The organism is Aeromonas sp. SrichE-2G (assembly GCF_017939565.1).
In the GTDB taxonomy this organism is placed as follows: Bacteria; Pseudomonadota; Gammaproteobacteria; order Enterobacterales; family Aeromonadaceae; genus Aeromonas; species Aeromonas taiwanensis.
Genome location: NZ_JAGKRG010000006.1, coordinates 174,522 through 191,477 on the forward strand (window position 1 = coordinate 174,522; position 16,956 = coordinate 191,477).

General features: G+C 63.5%; 13 protein-coding genes. 5 read left to right on the top strand and 8 right to left on the bottom strand.

What is annotated here, in order from left to right; genetic code table 11:
• Positions 1–67: 67 nt before the first annotated feature.
• Both zntB and J9885_RS10680 read left to right on the top strand, forming a co-directional pair.
• Positions 68–1,033, top strand: a complete 966-nt coding sequence (zntB, locus tag J9885_RS10675; protein ID WP_043757227.1) for a zinc transporter ZntB — start codon at positions 68–70, stop codon at positions 1,031–1,033.
• A 9-nt stretch (positions 1,034–1,042) separates the two neighbouring features.
• A complete protein-coding gene (locus J9885_RS10680) occupies positions 1,043–1,561 on the top strand; it encodes a mechanosensitive ion channel domain-containing protein (RefSeq protein ID WP_210549424.1) in 519 nt (172 codons plus the stop codon).
• 52 nt (positions 1,562–1,613) lie between these two features.
• Here the strand turns inward: J9885_RS10680 and J9885_RS10685 are convergent, their stop codons facing one another.
• The 7 genes from J9885_RS10685 to J9885_RS10715 form a co-directional block, all read right to left on the bottom strand.
• Positions 1,614–1,862 carry a hypothetical protein gene (locus J9885_RS10685; protein ID WP_043757232.1) on the bottom strand — a complete coding sequence of 83 codons (249 nt, stop codon included), beginning with the start codon at positions 1,860–1,862 and terminating at the stop codon, positions 1,614–1,616.
• A gap of 69 nt (positions 1,863–1,931) precedes the next feature.
• A complete protein-coding gene (locus J9885_RS10690; RefSeq protein WP_043809038.1) occupies positions 1,932–3,722 on the bottom strand; it encodes a sodium:proton antiporter in 1,791 nt (596 codons plus the stop codon).
• A 95-nt stretch (positions 3,723–3,817) separates the two neighbouring features.
• Positions 3,818–4,339 (bottom strand): MltR family transcriptional regulator, encoded by a 522-nt coding sequence (locus tag J9885_RS10695; RefSeq protein ID WP_043764261.1) that lies wholly within the window; start codon positions 4,337–4,339, stop codon positions 3,818–3,820.
• A gap of 117 nt (positions 4,340–4,456) precedes the next feature.
• The gene (locus J9885_RS10700) at positions 4,457–5,605 is read right to left on the bottom strand and encodes a mannitol-1-phosphate 5-dehydrogenase (protein ID WP_210549425.1); all 1,149 of its coding nucleotides are present in this window, start codon (positions 5,603–5,605) and stop codon (positions 4,457–4,459) included.
• A 37-nt stretch (positions 5,606–5,642) separates the two neighbouring features.
• Positions 5,643–7,571: a PTS mannitol transporter subunit IICBA gene (locus J9885_RS10705; protein ID WP_210549426.1), complete on the bottom strand. Its 1,929-nt coding sequence runs from the start codon at positions 7,569–7,571 to the stop codon at positions 5,643–5,645.
• 751 nt (positions 7,572–8,322) lie between these two features.
• Positions 8,323–10,344: an exoribonuclease II gene (locus J9885_RS10710; RefSeq protein ID WP_210549427.1), complete on the bottom strand. Its 2,022-nt coding sequence runs from the start codon at positions 10,342–10,344 to the stop codon at positions 8,323–8,325.
• A gap of 86 nt (positions 10,345–10,430) precedes the next feature.
• On the bottom strand, positions 10,431–11,330 hold the full coding sequence (locus tag J9885_RS10715; RefSeq protein ID WP_210549428.1) for a LysR family transcriptional regulator ArgP: 900 nt from the start codon (positions 11,328–11,330) through the stop codon (positions 10,431–10,433).
• Positions 11,331–11,908: 578 nt separating this feature from the next.
• Between J9885_RS10715 and J9885_RS10720 the strand changes: the two genes are divergently transcribed.
• The 3 genes from J9885_RS10720 to J9885_RS10730 all read left to right on the top strand — a co-directional run bounded on the left by J9885_RS10720 (position 11,909) and on the right by J9885_RS10730 (position 15,680).
• Entirely contained in the window at positions 11,909–12,691 is a 783-nt protein-coding gene (locus tag J9885_RS10720) for a LuxR family transcriptional regulator (protein WP_210549429.1), read from the top strand.
• A gap of 261 nt (positions 12,692–12,952) precedes the next feature.
• On the top strand, positions 12,953–13,573 hold the full coding sequence (lysE, locus tag J9885_RS10725; RefSeq protein ID WP_043757303.1) for an L-lysine exporter: 621 nt from the start codon (positions 12,953–12,955) through the stop codon (positions 13,571–13,573).
• A gap of 127 nt (positions 13,574–13,700) precedes the next feature.
• Positions 13,701–15,680 (top strand): bifunctional 2',3'-cyclic-nucleotide 2'-phosphodiesterase/3'-nucleotidase, encoded by a 1,980-nt coding sequence (locus J9885_RS10730; RefSeq protein WP_210549538.1) that lies wholly within the window; start codon positions 13,701–13,703, stop codon positions 15,678–15,680.
• 117 nt (positions 15,681–15,797) lie between these two features.
• Here J9885_RS10730 and lpxL read toward each other — a convergent pair whose 3' ends face one another.
• Positions 15,798–16,721, bottom strand: coding sequence for an LpxL/LpxP family Kdo(2)-lipid IV(A) lauroyl/palmitoleoyl acyltransferase (gene lpxL / locus J9885_RS10735; RefSeq protein ID WP_210549430.1), 924 nt, complete (start codon positions 16,719–16,721; stop codon positions 15,798–15,800).
• Between the last annotated feature and the right edge of the window lie 235 nt (positions 16,722–16,956).

The window sequence follows — 16,956 nt, forward strand, 5'->3', positions numbered from 1 at the left end:
GGGGCTGAGTCGGCCGCGGCTTTGGTGTAAGCTCTGGGCCAACAACCATGATGAGAAGGACGTGTGGATGGATCGGGTGCCCAGTGATGTGATTTATGGCCTGACCCTGGATGGCAAGGGGGGGATGACTCCGCTGGCCGCAGGGAGCGAGATCCCGGGAGCCCGGCCCAGCTGGCTGCATCTGGACTACGGCAATCCTGAGGCGGCGCGCTGGCTGCTGCAGACCCCCTTGCTGGGAGACGCGGCGCGGGAGGCCCTGCTCGGCCAGAGCAACAGACCCAAGCTGGTGCGGATGGGGGAGACGGTGCTGCTGATCCTGCGGGGCATCAATCACAACAAGGATCACCGCCCCGAAGAGATGGTGGCGCTGCGCATCTACATCACCCCGGATCTCATCATCAGCAGCCGCCGCCGGCCGCTGTTGTCGGAAAAAGATGTCTTCGAGCAGCTGAAGCTGGGGGGCGGTGCTGACTCTCCGGCCGACTGGCTGGTGGAGATCTGCGACGCCCTGACCGACCGGGCCGGGGAGTTCGTCGAGGAGTTGCACGATCAGATCCTGGATCTGGAGGAGATGGTGCTGATGCGGGATCTGCCCCCCAATGGCCGTCTGGCAAGGATCCGCAAGCAACTCATCATGATCCGCCGCTACCTCTCCCCCCAGCGGGATCTGGTGGCGCGTCTGGCCAACGAGAAGATCAGCTGGCTGGACGAGGACGACAGGCGCCGTCTGCTCGACATCGCCGACCGGCTGCGGCGCTGGCTCGACGATCTGGATGCCGGCGTGGCGCGCACCGCCGTGCTGGCGGACGAGATCAACAACCTGATGGCCGAGGCGACCAACCGCCGTGCCTACCAGATGTCGGTGATGGCGCTGCTGTTCCTGCCCGCCAGCTTCCTGACCGGCCTGTTCGGCATCAACCTGGGGGGGATCCCCGGGGCGGAGAGCCCGACCGCCTTCTGGGTCTTCTGCGGATCCCTGCTGGCGCTGGCGACCGGGCTGGCGGTCTGGCTCAAGCACAGGCGCTGGTGGTAAGGAGCCGACATGACGACATGGGAATCTTTTGGCGTGACCCTGGTTCTGCTGCTGGGGCACACCCTGATCCGCGGGTTGATTCACAAGAGCCTGATGGCCCTCGGCCAGAGCCGGCAGGTGAGCGAGAACCGGGTGCTCTACGTGGAGCACGTGTTCCATTTCCTGCTCGGCTGCGCCACCCTGCTGATCCTGGCCGGGGTGTGGGGGCTCGACTTCTCCCGGCTGGTGGTGCTCGCCTCCTCCTTCTTCGCGGTGCTGGGGGTGGCCATGGTGGCCCAGTGGTCCATCCTCTCCAACATCACCGCCAGCATCACCATCTTCTTCGCCTTCCCCTACCGGATTGGCGATCGCATCCGCATCCTCGACAAGGATGACTCGGTGACCGGCGTCATCACCGAGATCGGCCTCTTCTATGTGCGGGTACGCGATGACAACGGTGATCTGGTCACCTATCCGGCCAACCTGATCCTGCAAAAACCGGTCAGGCGGCTTGAGGGCAAGGAGCCTGAGCCCCTGTCTACGGAATAAGAAAGCGGAATGAAAAAAGGCTCCCTCGGGAGCCTTTTTGCTGAGCAGGCACTCAACGTTCGAAGAAGCGGTAGAGGTGCTCGACCTGGATGGGACAATCGGCCACGAGGTGGATGTGGTCACGAGCCTCTTCGGTGGAAGAAAAACTCATCGGGCATCCCAGGGTATCCGTCATCACGTAGAGATGGCCGTCCAGCCCCCGAAACTCCACTATCCAGCCGGGCGCGATGACGTCGTGCATGATCTCCGCTTCCTTGAACCTGTGTTGCTGGTGAAGCGTGCGCAATTCGCTGACTGTCATGACATCCTCCTATGACTCATGGCGCACCCTCAAGTCTAGTCGTCAGCCTCCGTCATCCGCAAAGCGGGGTCAATCCGTTGTCGGCGTCTCCCGCGGGGGCTGCAAGGCGATGAGCAGCTCACCGGCCAGCGGCGAGACGGGACCGGTGACAACCCTGGGTTTGCCCCTGGCATCCAGCACGAACAGGGGGATGGCGCCCGGATTGGCCTCCTGATAGCGATCCCAGTCAAAGGCCTCGCTCAGCCGGGTTGCCTTGATCTGGCCGCCCCGGCCCAGCAGGCCGCTCAGGCGGGCGAAGTTCATGTCGGGGCCGAACAGGTTCTGGCGGGCGCGGAAGGTGGCGCTCTCCCGGTTCGCCTTGCCGTGCTGCTCGCTGGAGCGCAGGGAATGGACCCGCTCCTCGCCGTAGAGGTGGGCGAAGTGCAACACGCCGAGGGCGTTGTTGTGGCGGTTGGGGGAGACGGCGAGCACTGTGCTGATGCTGGTGAGGGGCAGGTGCAGCTCGGCGTGCTCCGACTGCGGGTTGCCGAAATAGCAGGGCAGGCCGCTCATGCGGGCCAGCTTGCAATGCTCCCAGGCGGGATCGGAGAGATGGACGGGGATGCCCTGATCCGCCAGTGCCTTGCCGATGGCCCGCGCCACCGAGTTGGCGCCGATCAGCAGCCAGATATTGGGGGCACTCTGGCGCATGCCGAGCAGCCTGGCGAGGGGGGTCGCCGTCAGGCTCTGCAGCACCACGGTGAAGATGATGACGGCAAACACCAGGGGCACCAGCTTGTCGGCATCCGCAATGCCGGCCTCGTGCATGCTGATGGCGAAGGAGGCGCTGACCGCCGCGGCCACTATGCCGCGGGGGGCTATCCAGGCCAGCAGGGCGCGCGCCCGCCAGGGGAGATCCGAGCCCCAGGTAGAGAGCAGGATGCCGAGGGGGCGGGCCACGAACTGCACCACGCACAGCAGTACCAGCACCATGGGGCCGAGCTGCCAGAGCTGGGCCAGATCGAGGCGGGCCGCCAGCAGCACGAAGAGGGAGGAGATGAGGATGACGGCGAGATCCTCCTTGAAGGCCAGCACCTCCTCCAGGTCCAGCCCCTCCTGATTGGCGAGCCAGATGCCGAACACGGTGACCGCCAGCAGACCGGACTCATGACTGAGCCAGTTGGAGAGGGTGAAGGTGACCAGCACCAGGGCCAGCACGCCGAACTTGTGCAGGCTGACCGGCAGCCAGTCCTTGCGAATGAGCAGGGTGGTGAGCCATCCCGCTGCTATCCCGATGAGGGAGCCCACGCCCACCGTCTTGGCCAGGGCCAGCAGGGTGTGATCGATAAGATTCCCCTGGCTGCCGAGGCGCACCGCCTCGAACACCAGTACCGCAAACAGGGCACCGATAGGGTCGATGACGATCCCCTCCCAGCGCAGGATCTTGTCCACCTCCCGCACCGGCCGGATCACGTTGAGCATGGGGGCGATCACCGTGGGGCCGGTGACCACCAGCACGGCGCCGAGCACCATGGCGACCCGCCAGTCCAGCCCCAGCAAGAAGTAGCTGGCCCCGCCAATCACCGCGAAGCTGACCAGCATGCCGGTGGAGCAGAGGTTGCGCACCACCTTGCCGATCCCCTTGAGCTCTGCCAGGTGCAGGGTCAGTGCCCCCTCAAACAGGATGATGGCGACCGACAACGACACCAGCGGGAACAGCAGGTCGCCGAGCAGGGCATCCGGGTCGAGCAGGCCGGTGACCGGACCGAGCAAGAGGCCGCTCAGCAGCAGAAACAGAATGGCGGGAACGCGCAGCGACCAGGCTAGCCACTGGGCCAACAGGGAGATCAGGGCGATCCCGGCGAGGGAGAGTGCAATCATGCCAACCTCGAGCAGATGATGGGGTTGGGAGTAGTGTAGCGGGGAAGCGGGGCACATTGACACCCGCCAGCAGGGGACTCAGCGCGCAGGCCTGATCAGATGGGGCTCTCTTTGTGGAGTTCGGTGACGCAGTCGGTCACCGCCAGTACCAGGGCGGAGCGCACCATCTGATCGAGCCGGTTGAGTTGCATCTGGTAGAGGGGCCAGTCTTCCTCGTTGGCCGGGGGATCCTGCGGCATCATGCTGGCCTGATTGATGGCATTCAGGCGTTCGAGCAGATCGCGGATCGGCTTGTCGCTGAAGCGGTAATCCTTGGGATCGCGCACCAGAAAATCGCGGATCTTCAGGTAGGCCTCGAGATCCTGATAGCACTCGAGGGAGATGAGGCCGAGGGCGAAGATGAGCTTGAGGCGCACCTCCAGCTGGCCGAGGGGGCCGCTCTGGTTGAGCAGGGGTTCGATGGCGTATTTGACGGCATACTCCTCCTGGCGAAAGGCTCGCCGCATCAGGGAGTCGACCGCCTCTTCCAGGATGGTCACGACCTCGAGAAAGAAGCCACGGGGGCCATCCTGCTCGTTCAGTCGTTCCAGTACTTCATCTTCCTGGTGTGTGGTCATAAGTGCATTGGGTCCAGCTGACAGGGAGAGAGCCGGCCTCTCTCCCGGTTTTTATCGTATGAGGCGCTTCACGTGTCAGCCTGTCGGGGCCGGCGGCAGTGAAGGCGCCTCATCGGGTCACTTCAGGTTGTTGTAACGGGCGACTATGGTGCGGACGATGTCGCTGTCCTCCTCCAGACCGGTCACCTTTGCCAGGGCCCGGGCCGGGCCCTGCTCCGCCAGCAGGGCTTGCAGCTCCACCGCCTGGGGATCATCGGCGTTGCGGTAGTGCAGCGCCGCGGCGATGCCCTCCTGCAGATGATCGCTCGGCAGACCGTACTCCAGGGTGCCCAGCAGCGGCTTCACCAGCCTGTCCCCCGCCGCCAGCTTGCGCAGCGGCTGGCGACCGACCCGGTCAATCTCGTCCACCAGATAGGGGTTGGCGAAACGGGCCAGGATCTTCTCGATGTAGGCGGCGTGCAGGCGCGGGTCGAAGCCGTAGCGCTTGACCAGCACGGCCCCGCTCTCTTCCATGGCGCGGCGCACCTTGCTGCGGATCACCGGATCCTCGATCGCCTCGCGCACGGTGTGATAGCCCCTGAGCTTGCCCAGGTAGGCGGTGACGATGTGACCCGTGTTGAGGGTGAACAGCTTGCGCTCGACGAAGGCCATCAGGTTGTCTGTGGTCTCCATGCCTGCCACCTGGGGCAGCTCCCCCTTGAACTGGGTCTTGTCGACGATCCACTCGCTGAAGCTCTCCACCGTCACCTCCAGCGGGTCGTCGTTTGCCGCTGCCGTGGGCGGGACGATGCGGTCCACCGCCGAGTCGACAAAGCCGACGCACTGCTCGAGGGTGGCATGATACGCGACCGGCAGGTACTTGAGTACCTCCTCCTTGAGGTGGCTGGTGCCGCGTACCATGTTCTCGCAGGCGATGATGTTGAGCGGCGTCAGGTTGCCGGCATCGAAGCGGGCCTGCAGCCCCTTGGCCAGGGTGCTGGCAATCTTGTCCAGGATGTTGGGGCCGACCGCGGTGGTCACCAGATCGGCGGTGATGATGCGGGCGATCACCTCGTGGCCGGCGGAGCTGACGGCGGCGACGTTGCGCACCACGTCCAGCTTCTGATCCGTGCCCACCACGTGCACCTTGTACTCCTGCCTGTGGTTGAGCTGATCGATCAGGGTCTCGTTGACGTCGGCGAAGGTGACCTGGTGGCTGGCGTCAGCCAGCAGTTTGCCGATGAAGCCACGACCGATATTGCCGGCACCAAAATGCAATGTTTTCATGATATTAACCTCTATAACCAAAGACGATGAAGGATGATCAGGCGGCCTGTTCGGCGCCCAGCAAGTCCAGGAACTCCTGGGGATCCTGGGTGCTGGCCAGCCGGTCGATGAGACCGGGCTCATCCAGTGCATTGGTCAGTCGGGTTATTACCTGAATGTGCTCGTCATTGCGGGCGGCGATGCCGATCACCAGGCGTGCGACCTCGTCCGCCGCCTCGCCGAACGGCACGCCGGCCGGATACTGGCAGATGACGATGCCGGTGCGCTTGACGTGCTCCTTGGCGGCGATGGTGCCGTGGGGCACGGCGATGGACTCGCCGAGGTAGGTGGAGACCAGCTTCTCCCGTTCCAGCATGGCGTTGACGTAGTCCGGTGCCACATAGCCCCGCTCGGCCAGCAGTTTGCCGGCGGTGAGGATGGCGGCTTCCTTGTTGTCGGCCTTGAGGCCCAGGTGGACGTCCTGCAGGCTCAGAGTGAAGACTTCCGGCTCCTGCTGTTCGTAGCTGTCATCGTTGGCCGCCACCAGCAGCTGCGGGTTGGCCACGTCGTCGTTGGCCGCATTGGCCATGCTGAGGTTCATCACCAGCTCCTGGTAGAGCTCGTTGTCCAGGAAGTTGCTCAAGGAGATGTGCTGGGCGTGCGGCGCATGGCGACGGGCGCGGTCGGTCAGATCCTTGTGGGTGATGACCAGATCGACCTGATCGTCCAGGTTGTTGATGGCACGGTTGGTGACGCTGATGTTGAGGCCGGCGGCCTGCACCCGCTTGCGCAGCATGCCGGCACCCATGGCGCTGGAGCCCATGCCGGCGTCGCAGGCGACCACGATGTTGCGCACTGCGGTCAGCTCGGCACCCGGCTTCTTGGCCGCTGTGGTCTCGGGTCTGGCCCCCTTCATGGCTTTCATCTTGCGAGTGGCTTCATCCAGGGCATCGGCCTCGTCGGCTTCCGGCTGCTGGGCGCGAACGAACACGGAGGCGACCAGGAAGGAGACGGTGGCAGAGGCGATGATGGAGAGCAGCACCCCGATCAGGGAGGCTTTCGGCGTCATCAGCAGCACGGCGAAGATGGAGCCCGGGGAGGCGGGGGAGACCAGACCCGCGTTGAACAGGGTCAGGGTGAAGACCCCGGTCATGCCGCCGGCGATCACCGCCAGGATGAGGCGCGGATTCATCAGCACGTACGGGAAGTAGATCTCGTGGATGCCGCCGAAGAAGTGGATGATGGAGGCACCCGCCGCGGATTGCTTGGCATTGCCACGGCCGAACACAATGTAGGCCAGCAGCACGCCCAGACCCGGGCCCGGGTTGGCTTCAATCAGGAAGAAGATGGAACGGCCCTGTTCGGTGGCCTGCTGGATCCCCAGCGGCGAGAAGATGCCGTGGTTGATGGCATTGTTCAGGAACAGGATCTTGGCCGGCTCGACGAAGATGGAGGTGAGCGGCAGCAAACCGTGGGCGACCAGGAAGTCGACGCCACCGGCCAGGGCACCGGAGAGCACCTTGACGAAGGGACCGATGACGAAGAAGGCGAGGATGGCACACAGCATGCCGATGATGCCGGCGGAGAAGTTGTTGACCAGCATCTCGAAGCCGCTCTTGACGCGACCTTCCATCGCCAGGTCGAAGCGCTTGATGGCCCAGCCACCCAGCGGGCCGACCATCATGGCGCCCATGAACATGGGGATGTCGGTCCCCACGATGACGCCCATGGTCGTGATGGCACCGACCACGGCACCGCGATCACCCCCGATCAGCTTGCCACCGGTATAGCCGATGAGCAGCGGCAGCAGGTAGGTGATCATGGGGCCGACCAGCTTGGCCAAGGTTTCGCTCGGCAGCCAGCCGGTGGGGATGAAGAGGGCGGTAATGAAGCCCCAGGCGATGAAGGCGCCTATGTTGGGCATGACCATATTGGACAGGAAGCGTCCAAAATTCTGTATCTTGACTTTGGTATCCGGTGATAACATGACGGCACCCCGTTTAAGCCTGTGTGATTGTAAGTGGTAGTCGGAATGGTCGGTTTTGCAGAACCCCATCCCTGTCGTCTAAGCAACTTCAATCTACCAGCTTGTGATCAAATTAGGCTGAAAACGGGGGGTATTGTGATCCGGATCTCGAATACCCCGATCCCCCCCCTCCCTTCATGGTGATGTAGATCACATCATTGCTCCGTATTTCGGCTACATTTCGTTCTCTTCTGTCGCGCAGACCCTATTTATGTGAAGCGGATCACCAATTACGGTTTGCGCAAACCCCGTGTCAATGTGATACACATCACATATATGAAATGTGTATTCATTTGATGCCCGTCTGGCGGTGATGTGAACCAGGGTTTCAGCGATGGATTTTCCATTATTGCCTGTTAACAGCCGATGGATCTGGAAAGATGTAATTTACTTTCAGTTTTTCCGCTCCCAAGACAGAGCAGCGTATGGGGCACCATCAGCCACCAAGGGGGAGGTGATACCCATGTGCTACTTCTCCGACCCGGAGGAGCGGGGGGATGGGATCTGCTCGCGTCGAGGGGACGTTACCGGGTATCCATCCCCGTTGTTTGCCGGTTGGAGAGGGCCTACACCGACAAGGGGAGCGAAACATGCCGGGCTGGTGGGGGGAGGGTCGTGGCCTGTGACTCCTTCCTCACGCTTTGACTGCCACCGGCACGCATAAAAAAAGCCCGCATCATGCGGGCTTTTTTGGCGAAAAGGCGGGGTGGGATTATTCCGCCTTGGGAGCCTCGTCGGTCGGCGCTGCCACGGCATCGCTGGCCGGCGCCACCGGCGCCGGGCCCGGCACCAGATCCACCGCCGGCTTGGCGATGAGGGAGCGGGTCTCTTCCACCGCCTCGGTCAGCTTCACCTCGATGATCTGGCCCAGTTCATAGACCACCTCGGTCTTGTCCAGGTAGACGCGGCCGTTGTCCCAGTTGCACTCCAGCCGTTCCTTGTTGTCCAGGATGTGGCGGGCGGGCATGAAGACCACGGCACCGTTCTCCTGCAGGCGCAGCTTGAGGCCGGCACGCATCACGTCGATGATCTCGGCGTTGAACACCTTGTCGGTACCAGCATCGGCCTTGAGGTAGCGGACATAGAGCCAGTCGCCGATGTCGCGCTCCACCATGCGGTGCAGGCGACGGCAGGCGGTCAGGTGCTCGGTGAGCTCCAGGCTCGGGCGCTCACCCGGGGTCTTGCCGGCGATGACGGCCTTGAGCAGGCGATGGTTGACCATGTCGCCGTACTTGCGGATCGGGGAGGTCCAGGTGGCGTAGGCGTCCAGCCCCAGGCCGTAGTGGGCGCCCGGCTCGGCAGACATCAGGGCATAGCTCTGGAAGCGGCGGATCTTGCCGTCCAGCCAGCGAGTATCCAGGTTGTCGATCCAGCGGCGCAGGGCGCAGAAGCCGGAGAGGCTGGCGATATCTTCCTTCTCGAAGGGGGCTTCGGCACTCTTCAGCAGCTCGATGGCACCGTCGAGGGACTCCTCGTCAAAGCCGGTGTGGACGTTGAAGATACCGTAGCCGACGGTCTTGCCCAGCACGCGACCGGCGCAGATGTTGGCGGCGATCATCGACTCCTCCACCATACGGTTGGCGATGCGGCGTGGCTCGACGTGGATGGCCAGCACTTCGCCGTTCTCGCCCAGCTCGAAGTCGTAGTCGGGGCGGTCCGGGAACACCAGGGCGTGCTCGGTACGCCACTTGATGCGCGCCTCCGTCATCGCCTTCATCAGGGGCAGCTGGGCCAGGACGCCGGCGTCGATGGCCAGCGCTTTGCCGTGCTCGGCCCAGTCGGAGACGTCGTCATAGCTGAGGCGGGCGTGGGAGTTGATGCGGGCGGCGAAGAACTCGGTCTCCTCCAGCAGCAGGCCGTCCTCGGCGATCAGCAGGCGGGCGCACAGGGTGTTGCGCTCCTCGCCCTCCTTCAGGGAGCAGAGCTCGTCGGAGAGGGTGCGCGGGATCATGGGCACGTTGCGGCCCGGCATGTAGACGGTGAAGGCGCGCTGGGCGGCCTCCTTGTCCAGCTCGCTGCCTTCGGCCACATAGGCGGTCGGGTCGGCGATGGCCACCAGCAGCTCCCAGCCGTTGTCCAGCTTGCGGATGGCCAGGGCATCGTCCATGTCCTTGGTCTTGGCGCCGTCGATGGTGAAGAAGGGGACCTGGGTGAGGTCGCGGCGGGGCAGCTCTTCCTCTTCGATCACCTTCCACTCAGGCAGATCCGCCGGCTCGACCTGGGCCAGATTGTGGCGTGCCAGCACCACCCACCAGGGCACGTTGTGGTCTTCCTGGGTGGCGATGAGCTGGGTGATTTCGGCGGAGAAGTTGCCGTCCGCCAGGGCGTGGCGCTTGAGGGTCGCAACCACCCAGTCCCCTTCCTTGAAGGATTTCTCGTCCAGACCCTTCTTGGCGCGGGCCTTGATGGCGTCCTTGATGAGGGGATGGTCCGGCACCACGTTGAGGCGGTCGCGGAACATCTTGACGCGGCCGACGAAGCGGGTGACCGCCTGCTCCAGCAGGGCATCCGGCTCGGCCACTTCCTTCTCTTTCTCGGTACGGATCAGGGCGCTCACCCGGTCACCGTGCATCACCTTCTTCATATAGGGAGGCGGCACGAAATAGCTGGTCTTCTCATCGACCTCCAGGAAGCCGAAGCCCCGATCGGAGGCGCGGATCACACCCTCTTTCTTGGGGATGTTTTCGCGGATTTGTTGTTTGAGCTGGGCCAGCAGCGGATTGTCTTGGAACATAAATGGGGAACCTGAGTGGAGACCTGATGGTTAATCGCCCAGCACTATACGTTTTTACCCCTCCAAAGCCAAGGTGAACGGCCCCCTCAGCGCGGTTGCAGTGCCCGGCGTCCCTGCTGGATGAGGCGCTGGGATATCTGCTTGTGCAGCCCCCGCTCCAGCACCCAGCGGTGCCAGTAGAGTCGCTCTATCAGGTGGTGATCCGGGCTGAGGTCGAGCAGGCGCCCCTCGGCAAGTTGCTGACGGATCTGCAGTTCAGGGATGAGACAGCAGGCCAGCCCCTGTTCGGCCATGGCGACAAAGGCCTCGGACGAGCGCACCGTGTGGCAGGGGTAGCCACCGGGGGGCAGTGCGAAGTGGCGGGCCATGAAGCTCACGTGCATGTCGTCCCGCTGATCGAAGGCCACCGCCGGCGCCTTGGCGAGTGCCTCCGGGGTCAGGCCGTGGGGGAAGTGGCGGGCGACGAAGGCGGGGCTGGCGGTCAACAGGTAGCGCATCTCGCCGAGCTCGTCGACGCAGCAGCCGGCCAGTGCCTGGGACTGCAGGCTGACGGCGCCGAACGCCTGCCCCTCGCGCACCCGATCCAGGGTGCGGCTCTCGTCGTCCACCAGGAGATTCAGCTCGATGGGGTGCTGCTCCAGCAGCGGCGCCAGGGCGGGCAGGAACCAGGTGGCCAGGCTGTCGGCATTGACGGCGATGCTGACCCGGATCGGCGCCTGGGGCGCGGCGGGAGAGAGCTCCCCGGCCAGCTCCAGTTCCAGCTGGCGCACCTGACGGTAGTGGGCCAGCAGCTTCTGGCCGAGCGGGGTGGCCTGCAGGGGCTGGCTGCGGATGAGCAGGGGCTCGGCAAACTGTTGCTCCAGCTGCTTGATGCGCTGGGAGATGGCAGACTGGGTGATGTGCAGGCGCTGGGCGGCGCGCTCGAAGTTCTGCTCCTGCATCACCGCATCCAGCGCCAGCAGCAGCTTGTAGTCCAGCGTCTTCATCAGCATTCCTTATGAGAAGGAGGATTGAGCAAGAATGCTACTGGAGCGGCGCCGGGAGGACAACCCGCTGCGGATGGTGGAGAGGGGGCGCCACTGTGAGATGTGACAGTAGAGGCCAAATGAGATTCATAAGATACTCATTTGGTCCGTTTTTGCATGGGGTGGAAACGGGCCATAGCGAGCGTCTTGGTCCCGGGCACAGCCCCGGGACCTTTTTACGGGATCAGGTCGCCGCAACCAGCGTGCTGGCGACTCTGTACTCCCCTTGCAAGGGGGCTGAACACATATCGCTCTGGTAAAGCTGAGCAGGTGGCGTCAGCTGCACGGGCCATGCTCCATTTCCGCTCTGTACCCGATGGGTATCCAGTTTGTCGATATCGTTCCGGGTGGGTTTCCTTCAGGTTTTTTGCCTCGATTGAGTCGGTTGGAAAGGGCTCGTTTGCGAAACCGATTGCGCTCGTTTCCGGCCTACCATCTGGGGTGTTCGGCTGATTTTTCTTTGAAAACAAGCATTCATATCTCTGCATTTCAGGGTTAGCCGCTATAATCCCAGGCCTTGGCCACGGGGAGGCTTGCCCATGACACGCGACCAACTGCTTGAGTATCTGGAACATTTCACTCTGGTGACCGATGGCAACCGGCTGTCCGAGCTGATCGGTCGTTTCTCTCGGGGTATGGGCTACGACTACTATCGCTTTGCGCTCATCCTGCCCATGTCGATGCAAAGGCCCAAGGTCGTGCTGTTCAACCAGTGCCCCGACTCCTGGGTGCAGGCCTATACGGCGAACAACATGCTGGCCTGCGACCCCATCATCCAGCTTGCCCGCCAGCAGACCCTGCCTATCTACTGGAACCGACTGGACGAGAAGGCGCGCTTCCTGCAAGAGGGGAGCATGGACGTGATGGGACTGGCGGCGGAGTTCGGGTTGCGCAACGGCATCTCGTTCCCGTTGCACGGCGCGGCGGGAGAAAACGGCATACTGTCGTTCATCACCCGGGAGCGGGCGTCGAGCGACCTGATGCTGGAGTCCTCGCCCATCCTCTCCTGGATGTCCCACTACATCTTCGAGGCGGCGATCCGGGTCGTGCGCAGCAGCATGAGGGAAGATGCTCCCCAGGAGGCCCTGACGGAGCGGGAGACCGAGTGCCTGTTCTGGGCCAGCGAGGGGAAGACGTCGGGGGAGATTGCCTGCATTCTCGGGATCACCGAGCGTACGGTGAACTACCACCTCAATCAGGTGACCCGCAAAACGGGCTCGATGAACCGCTACCAGGCCGTCGCCAAGGGCGTCAGCAGCGGCATCCTGCTGCCCAACCTCGAGCAGGTCGTGGTCACCAACTTCCCCAAGTTGCCGCAGTGAGCGCCGACCGGGTCGCGCACTCCCGTCGTTCGATATTTTCCCAGTCGCCTCCTCGCCTTCTCACCCGTACTTCCTATCCCGCCGATTGTCGGGGCTGTGTCAGGGCGCCACAATGGCCAGATCCTGCCACTGACAGCCCGCCGCCGAGCAACTTCCCGTTCTGGTCATAAGATTTTCGAATGCACCAGAAAATGAATGAATTTCTCTGATTGCGTGCGCCCCTTTATAGTGCGTCCAACTCTTCTACAGGAACGCATGTCCATGTTTGCCACCACCCTGCAAGGCTTTACCCTCGGCCTCGCCATGATCATCCCCATCGGAGCCCAGAATGCCTTCGTGCTGAGCCGGGGCATCCACCGCAACCACCACCTGCTGACGGCGACCCTCTGCTGCCTGTGCGATCTCGTGCTGATCGGCATAGGTGTCTTCGGTGGCGCCAACCTGCTGGCGGCCAGTCCGGTGGGGCTGGCCCTGCTCACCTGGGGCGGCGTGCTCTTCCTCGGCTGGTTCGGCGTGCGTTCCCTGCGCAGCGCCTGGCGCGGCCAGGAGGCGGCGCTGGCGGATTCGCCGCAGCTGATGGGGGTCAAGAGCGTGCTGGCCATGACACTCGGGGTGACCCTGCTCAATCCCCATGTCTATCTGGATACCCTGATGCTGCTCGGCTCCTTCGGCAGCCAGTTTTCCGAGGAGCTGCGGCCTGCCTTTGCGGCCGGTGCCATGCTGGCGTCCCTGGTCTGGTTCTACGGGCTGGCATTCGGGGCGGCGGCGCTGTCACCCTGGCTCGCTCGGGGAAGAGTGCAGCAAGCCATTGATCTTGTTGTTGGTCTCATCATGCTGGTGCTGGCGGCCAAGCTGGCAGGCGGGGCCATTCTGGCCTCATAAGGCTATTTTTGTGCCGGGCTTCATAAAAATGAGTCCCGGTGTCATCTGCTGACATATTCGTCTGTTAAATTCCCAGCGCTGGTAAAGCGTTACTCATAATAAAAGGGAAAACACAGTGAATAACACCATGAAGCTGGGGGCTATTGCCGCCATCGTGCTGCTGTCTGCCTGCAGCAACGAAAACGACAGCAAGGCGCAGCCGGGGACCGTCTCCCTGCGCCTGATCCAGACCTCCGATATCCACTCCAACGTGCTGGGGTATGACTACTACCAGAACAAGGAGGACCGCAAGTTCGGCCTCTCCCGCACCGCCTTGCTGATCCGCGCGGCCCGCGCCGAGAACCCCAACAACCTGCTGCTCGACAACGGCGACCTGATCCAGGGCACGCCGCTGGCGGACTACATCTTCGAACAGTCCGGCGCCGGTTACCTGGAGAAGCAGGCCCACCCTGTGTTCAAGGCGATGAACGAGCTCGGCTATGACGCCGGCAACCTCGGCAACCACGAGTTCAACTACGGCCTGGACTACCTCGGCAAGGTGCTGGCGGGAGCCGAGTTCCCCTATGTGAACGCCAACGTGTTCGAGGCGGCGGCCTTCAAGCGGGACGCCAAGGGGCAGATTGAGTGGAGTGGCAACAAGTTCACCCCCTACCTGCTGCTGGATCGCGAGGTGACCGACGACAAGGGTCAGCGTCAGACCGTCAAGGTGGGCATTCTGGGCCTGACCCCGCCCCAGGTGCTGCAGTGGGACAAACGCCATCTGGAAGGCAAGGTGGTGGTGGCCGACATGGTCGAGGCCGCGAACCACTACGTGCCCGAGATGCGTGCCAAGGGGGCCGATCTGGTGGTGGTGGTGGCCCATACCGGCATCAACGCCAGCAGCTACGAGGCCATGATGGAGAACTCCGCCTGGCACCTGGCCAAGGTGAAGGGGGTCGATGCCCTGATGCTGGGCCATGCCCACAAGAACTTCCCGGGGGATTTCCCGGATCTGCCGGAGGTGGACAACCAGGCCGGCACCCTGAGCGGCATCCCGACCGTGATGCCCGGCTACTGGGGCAACCACCTCGGCATCATCGACCTCAAGCTGGAGCAGGTGGACGGCAAGTGGCAGGTGAAACAGAGCCAGGCCAGCCTGCGCAAGATCGACTCCAGCGAGGGCAGCGCCGTGGATCAGCGGGTGGTGGACCTGGTGCAGGCGGATCACGACGCCACCAACCAGTGGCTGGACGAGCCGCTGGGCAAGATCACCTCTCCCATCCACAGCTTCTTCGCCCTGGTGCAGGACGACCCCTCGGTGCAGCTGGTGAGCGATGCCCAGCGCCGCCACGCCGAGCAACTGCAAAAAGACGGCCTGCTCAAGGAGTCCTATCCGATCCTGTCGGTTGCGGCCCCGTTCCGTGGCGGGCGCAACGGCATCAACGACTTCACCTATGTGGCCCAGGGCGACATCTCCCTGCGCAACGTCTCCGACCTCTACATCTACCCGAACACCCTGCAGGTGGTCGAGGTGAACGGGGCCACCGTCAAGGAGTGGCTGGAGATGAGCGCCGGCCAGTTCAACCAGATCGACACCACCAAGACAGAGGTGCAGTGGCTGGTGAACGAGAACTTCCCCACCTACAACTTCGACGTGATTGACGGGGTCAGCTATGAGGTAGACATCACCCAGCCCGCCCGTTACGGCAAGGACGGGGTCAAGGTGAGCGACGGCCAGCGCATCAGCGGCCTCACCTTCAACGGCCAGCCCATCGATCCGGCCCAGAAGTTCTACGTGGTGACCAACAACTACCGCGCCAGCGGCGGCGGCCACTTCCCGGGCATCGATGGCAGCAACATCGTCCATGAGGATCCCTCCGAGACGCGCGAGATCATTGCCCAGTACCTGAAGGTCCAGTCCGCCGAGAACCCGGCCGGCTTCAGCCCGGCAGCCAACAACAACTGGCACATGAAGGCGCTGCCCGCCAGCGTGGACGTGCGGCTCTACTCCTCGCCGACGGACGAGGCCAAAGCCCTGGCGGGGTCGGATCTGGCCTACCAGTCCACCCTGCCGACGGACGATGCCAAGCACCCCGGCTACGCCATCTACCGCCTGACTCGTCAATAACGACCACTCAGGCAGATAACACAAAGCCCTCGCAGTGCGAGGGCTTTGTCATTGGGGCTGGTGGCAAGGCGCTGTCGGCTGTGTCCCCCTCCGGCGTCGGGAGTGGCAGGCCGGCCATCAGTAGTAGCCGGGATCTTCCGGATTGGGACGGGTCTTGAAGCGGCGGTGCAGCCACATGTACTGCTCGGGGGCCTTGCGCACGGCGGCTTCTATCTCCCGGTTGGCGCGGCTGGCATCCGCCACGTCGTCGCCGCTCGGGTAGTCTGTCAGCGGCGCCCCTATGTGCAGGGTGTAACCGGTGGCGGTACGGATGTTGTAGCAGGGCAGGGTGACGGTGTTCTTCACCCGGGCCAGGGTGGCGGTGCCCGTGATGGTGGCCGCCTGCTCTACCGCGAAATAGGGCACAAAGACGCTGGCATGGCTACCGTAGTCGTGATCCGGCGCATACCAGAGGGCGTCGCCGTTGCGCAGCGCCTTGATCATGCCCTTCACGTCCATGCGGTCCACCAGGTATTTGTTGGAGGCGCAGCGGCCGTGGTACTGGGCGTACTCCAGCACCGGGTTGGTGTTGGGGCGATAGACGCCGACTCCGGGCCGCACCAGGCCGAAGCAACGGGCATTGAGTTCAAGGGTGAGGAAGTGGCAGGAGAGCAGCAGCATGCCCTGGCCCTGCTCCACGGCGCGGGCGACGTGCTCTTCCCCTTCCACCTTCATCAGGCGGCGCATCCGCCAGTCCGGCCAGAACCAGGCCATGCCCACCTCGAAGATGGCGCAACCCACGCTCTCGAAGTTCTGCACCAGCAGGGCCTCGCGCTGATCCCGGCTGAGCTCCGGCATCGCCAGCTCCAGGTTGCGGCGGGCAACCTTGACGCGGGATTTCAATACCTTGCGGGCCAGGGTACCGAGCTGGCGACCCAGCCACATCTGGCTGCGCCAGGGCAGCAGCACCAGCAGCCAGAGCAGACCGAGGCCCAGCCAGCTGCCCCAGTAACGGGGATGGAACAGGCGGGGTTCGAGGCGGGGAGCTTGTTCTTGGGCCATGAAGAGTCTCTTGTTCACAAACGCAAAATAGGGGAGTCCAGCCGAACGGGGCGGGCCGTGCTTGTGCCTGGCCGTGCGGATGGTGCCACTCGCAATCTGGGGATTCTATCCGAAAAAGCGGGACGGGTGCGAATCACCGTCGCCTGGTCAGAGGGGTCGGGAGGGATGGGGCCGGTGCCCACGGCAGCGCTTTTTTCACGTCGGAGAAAAGAGTGTGATAAAATCGACCGCTGAA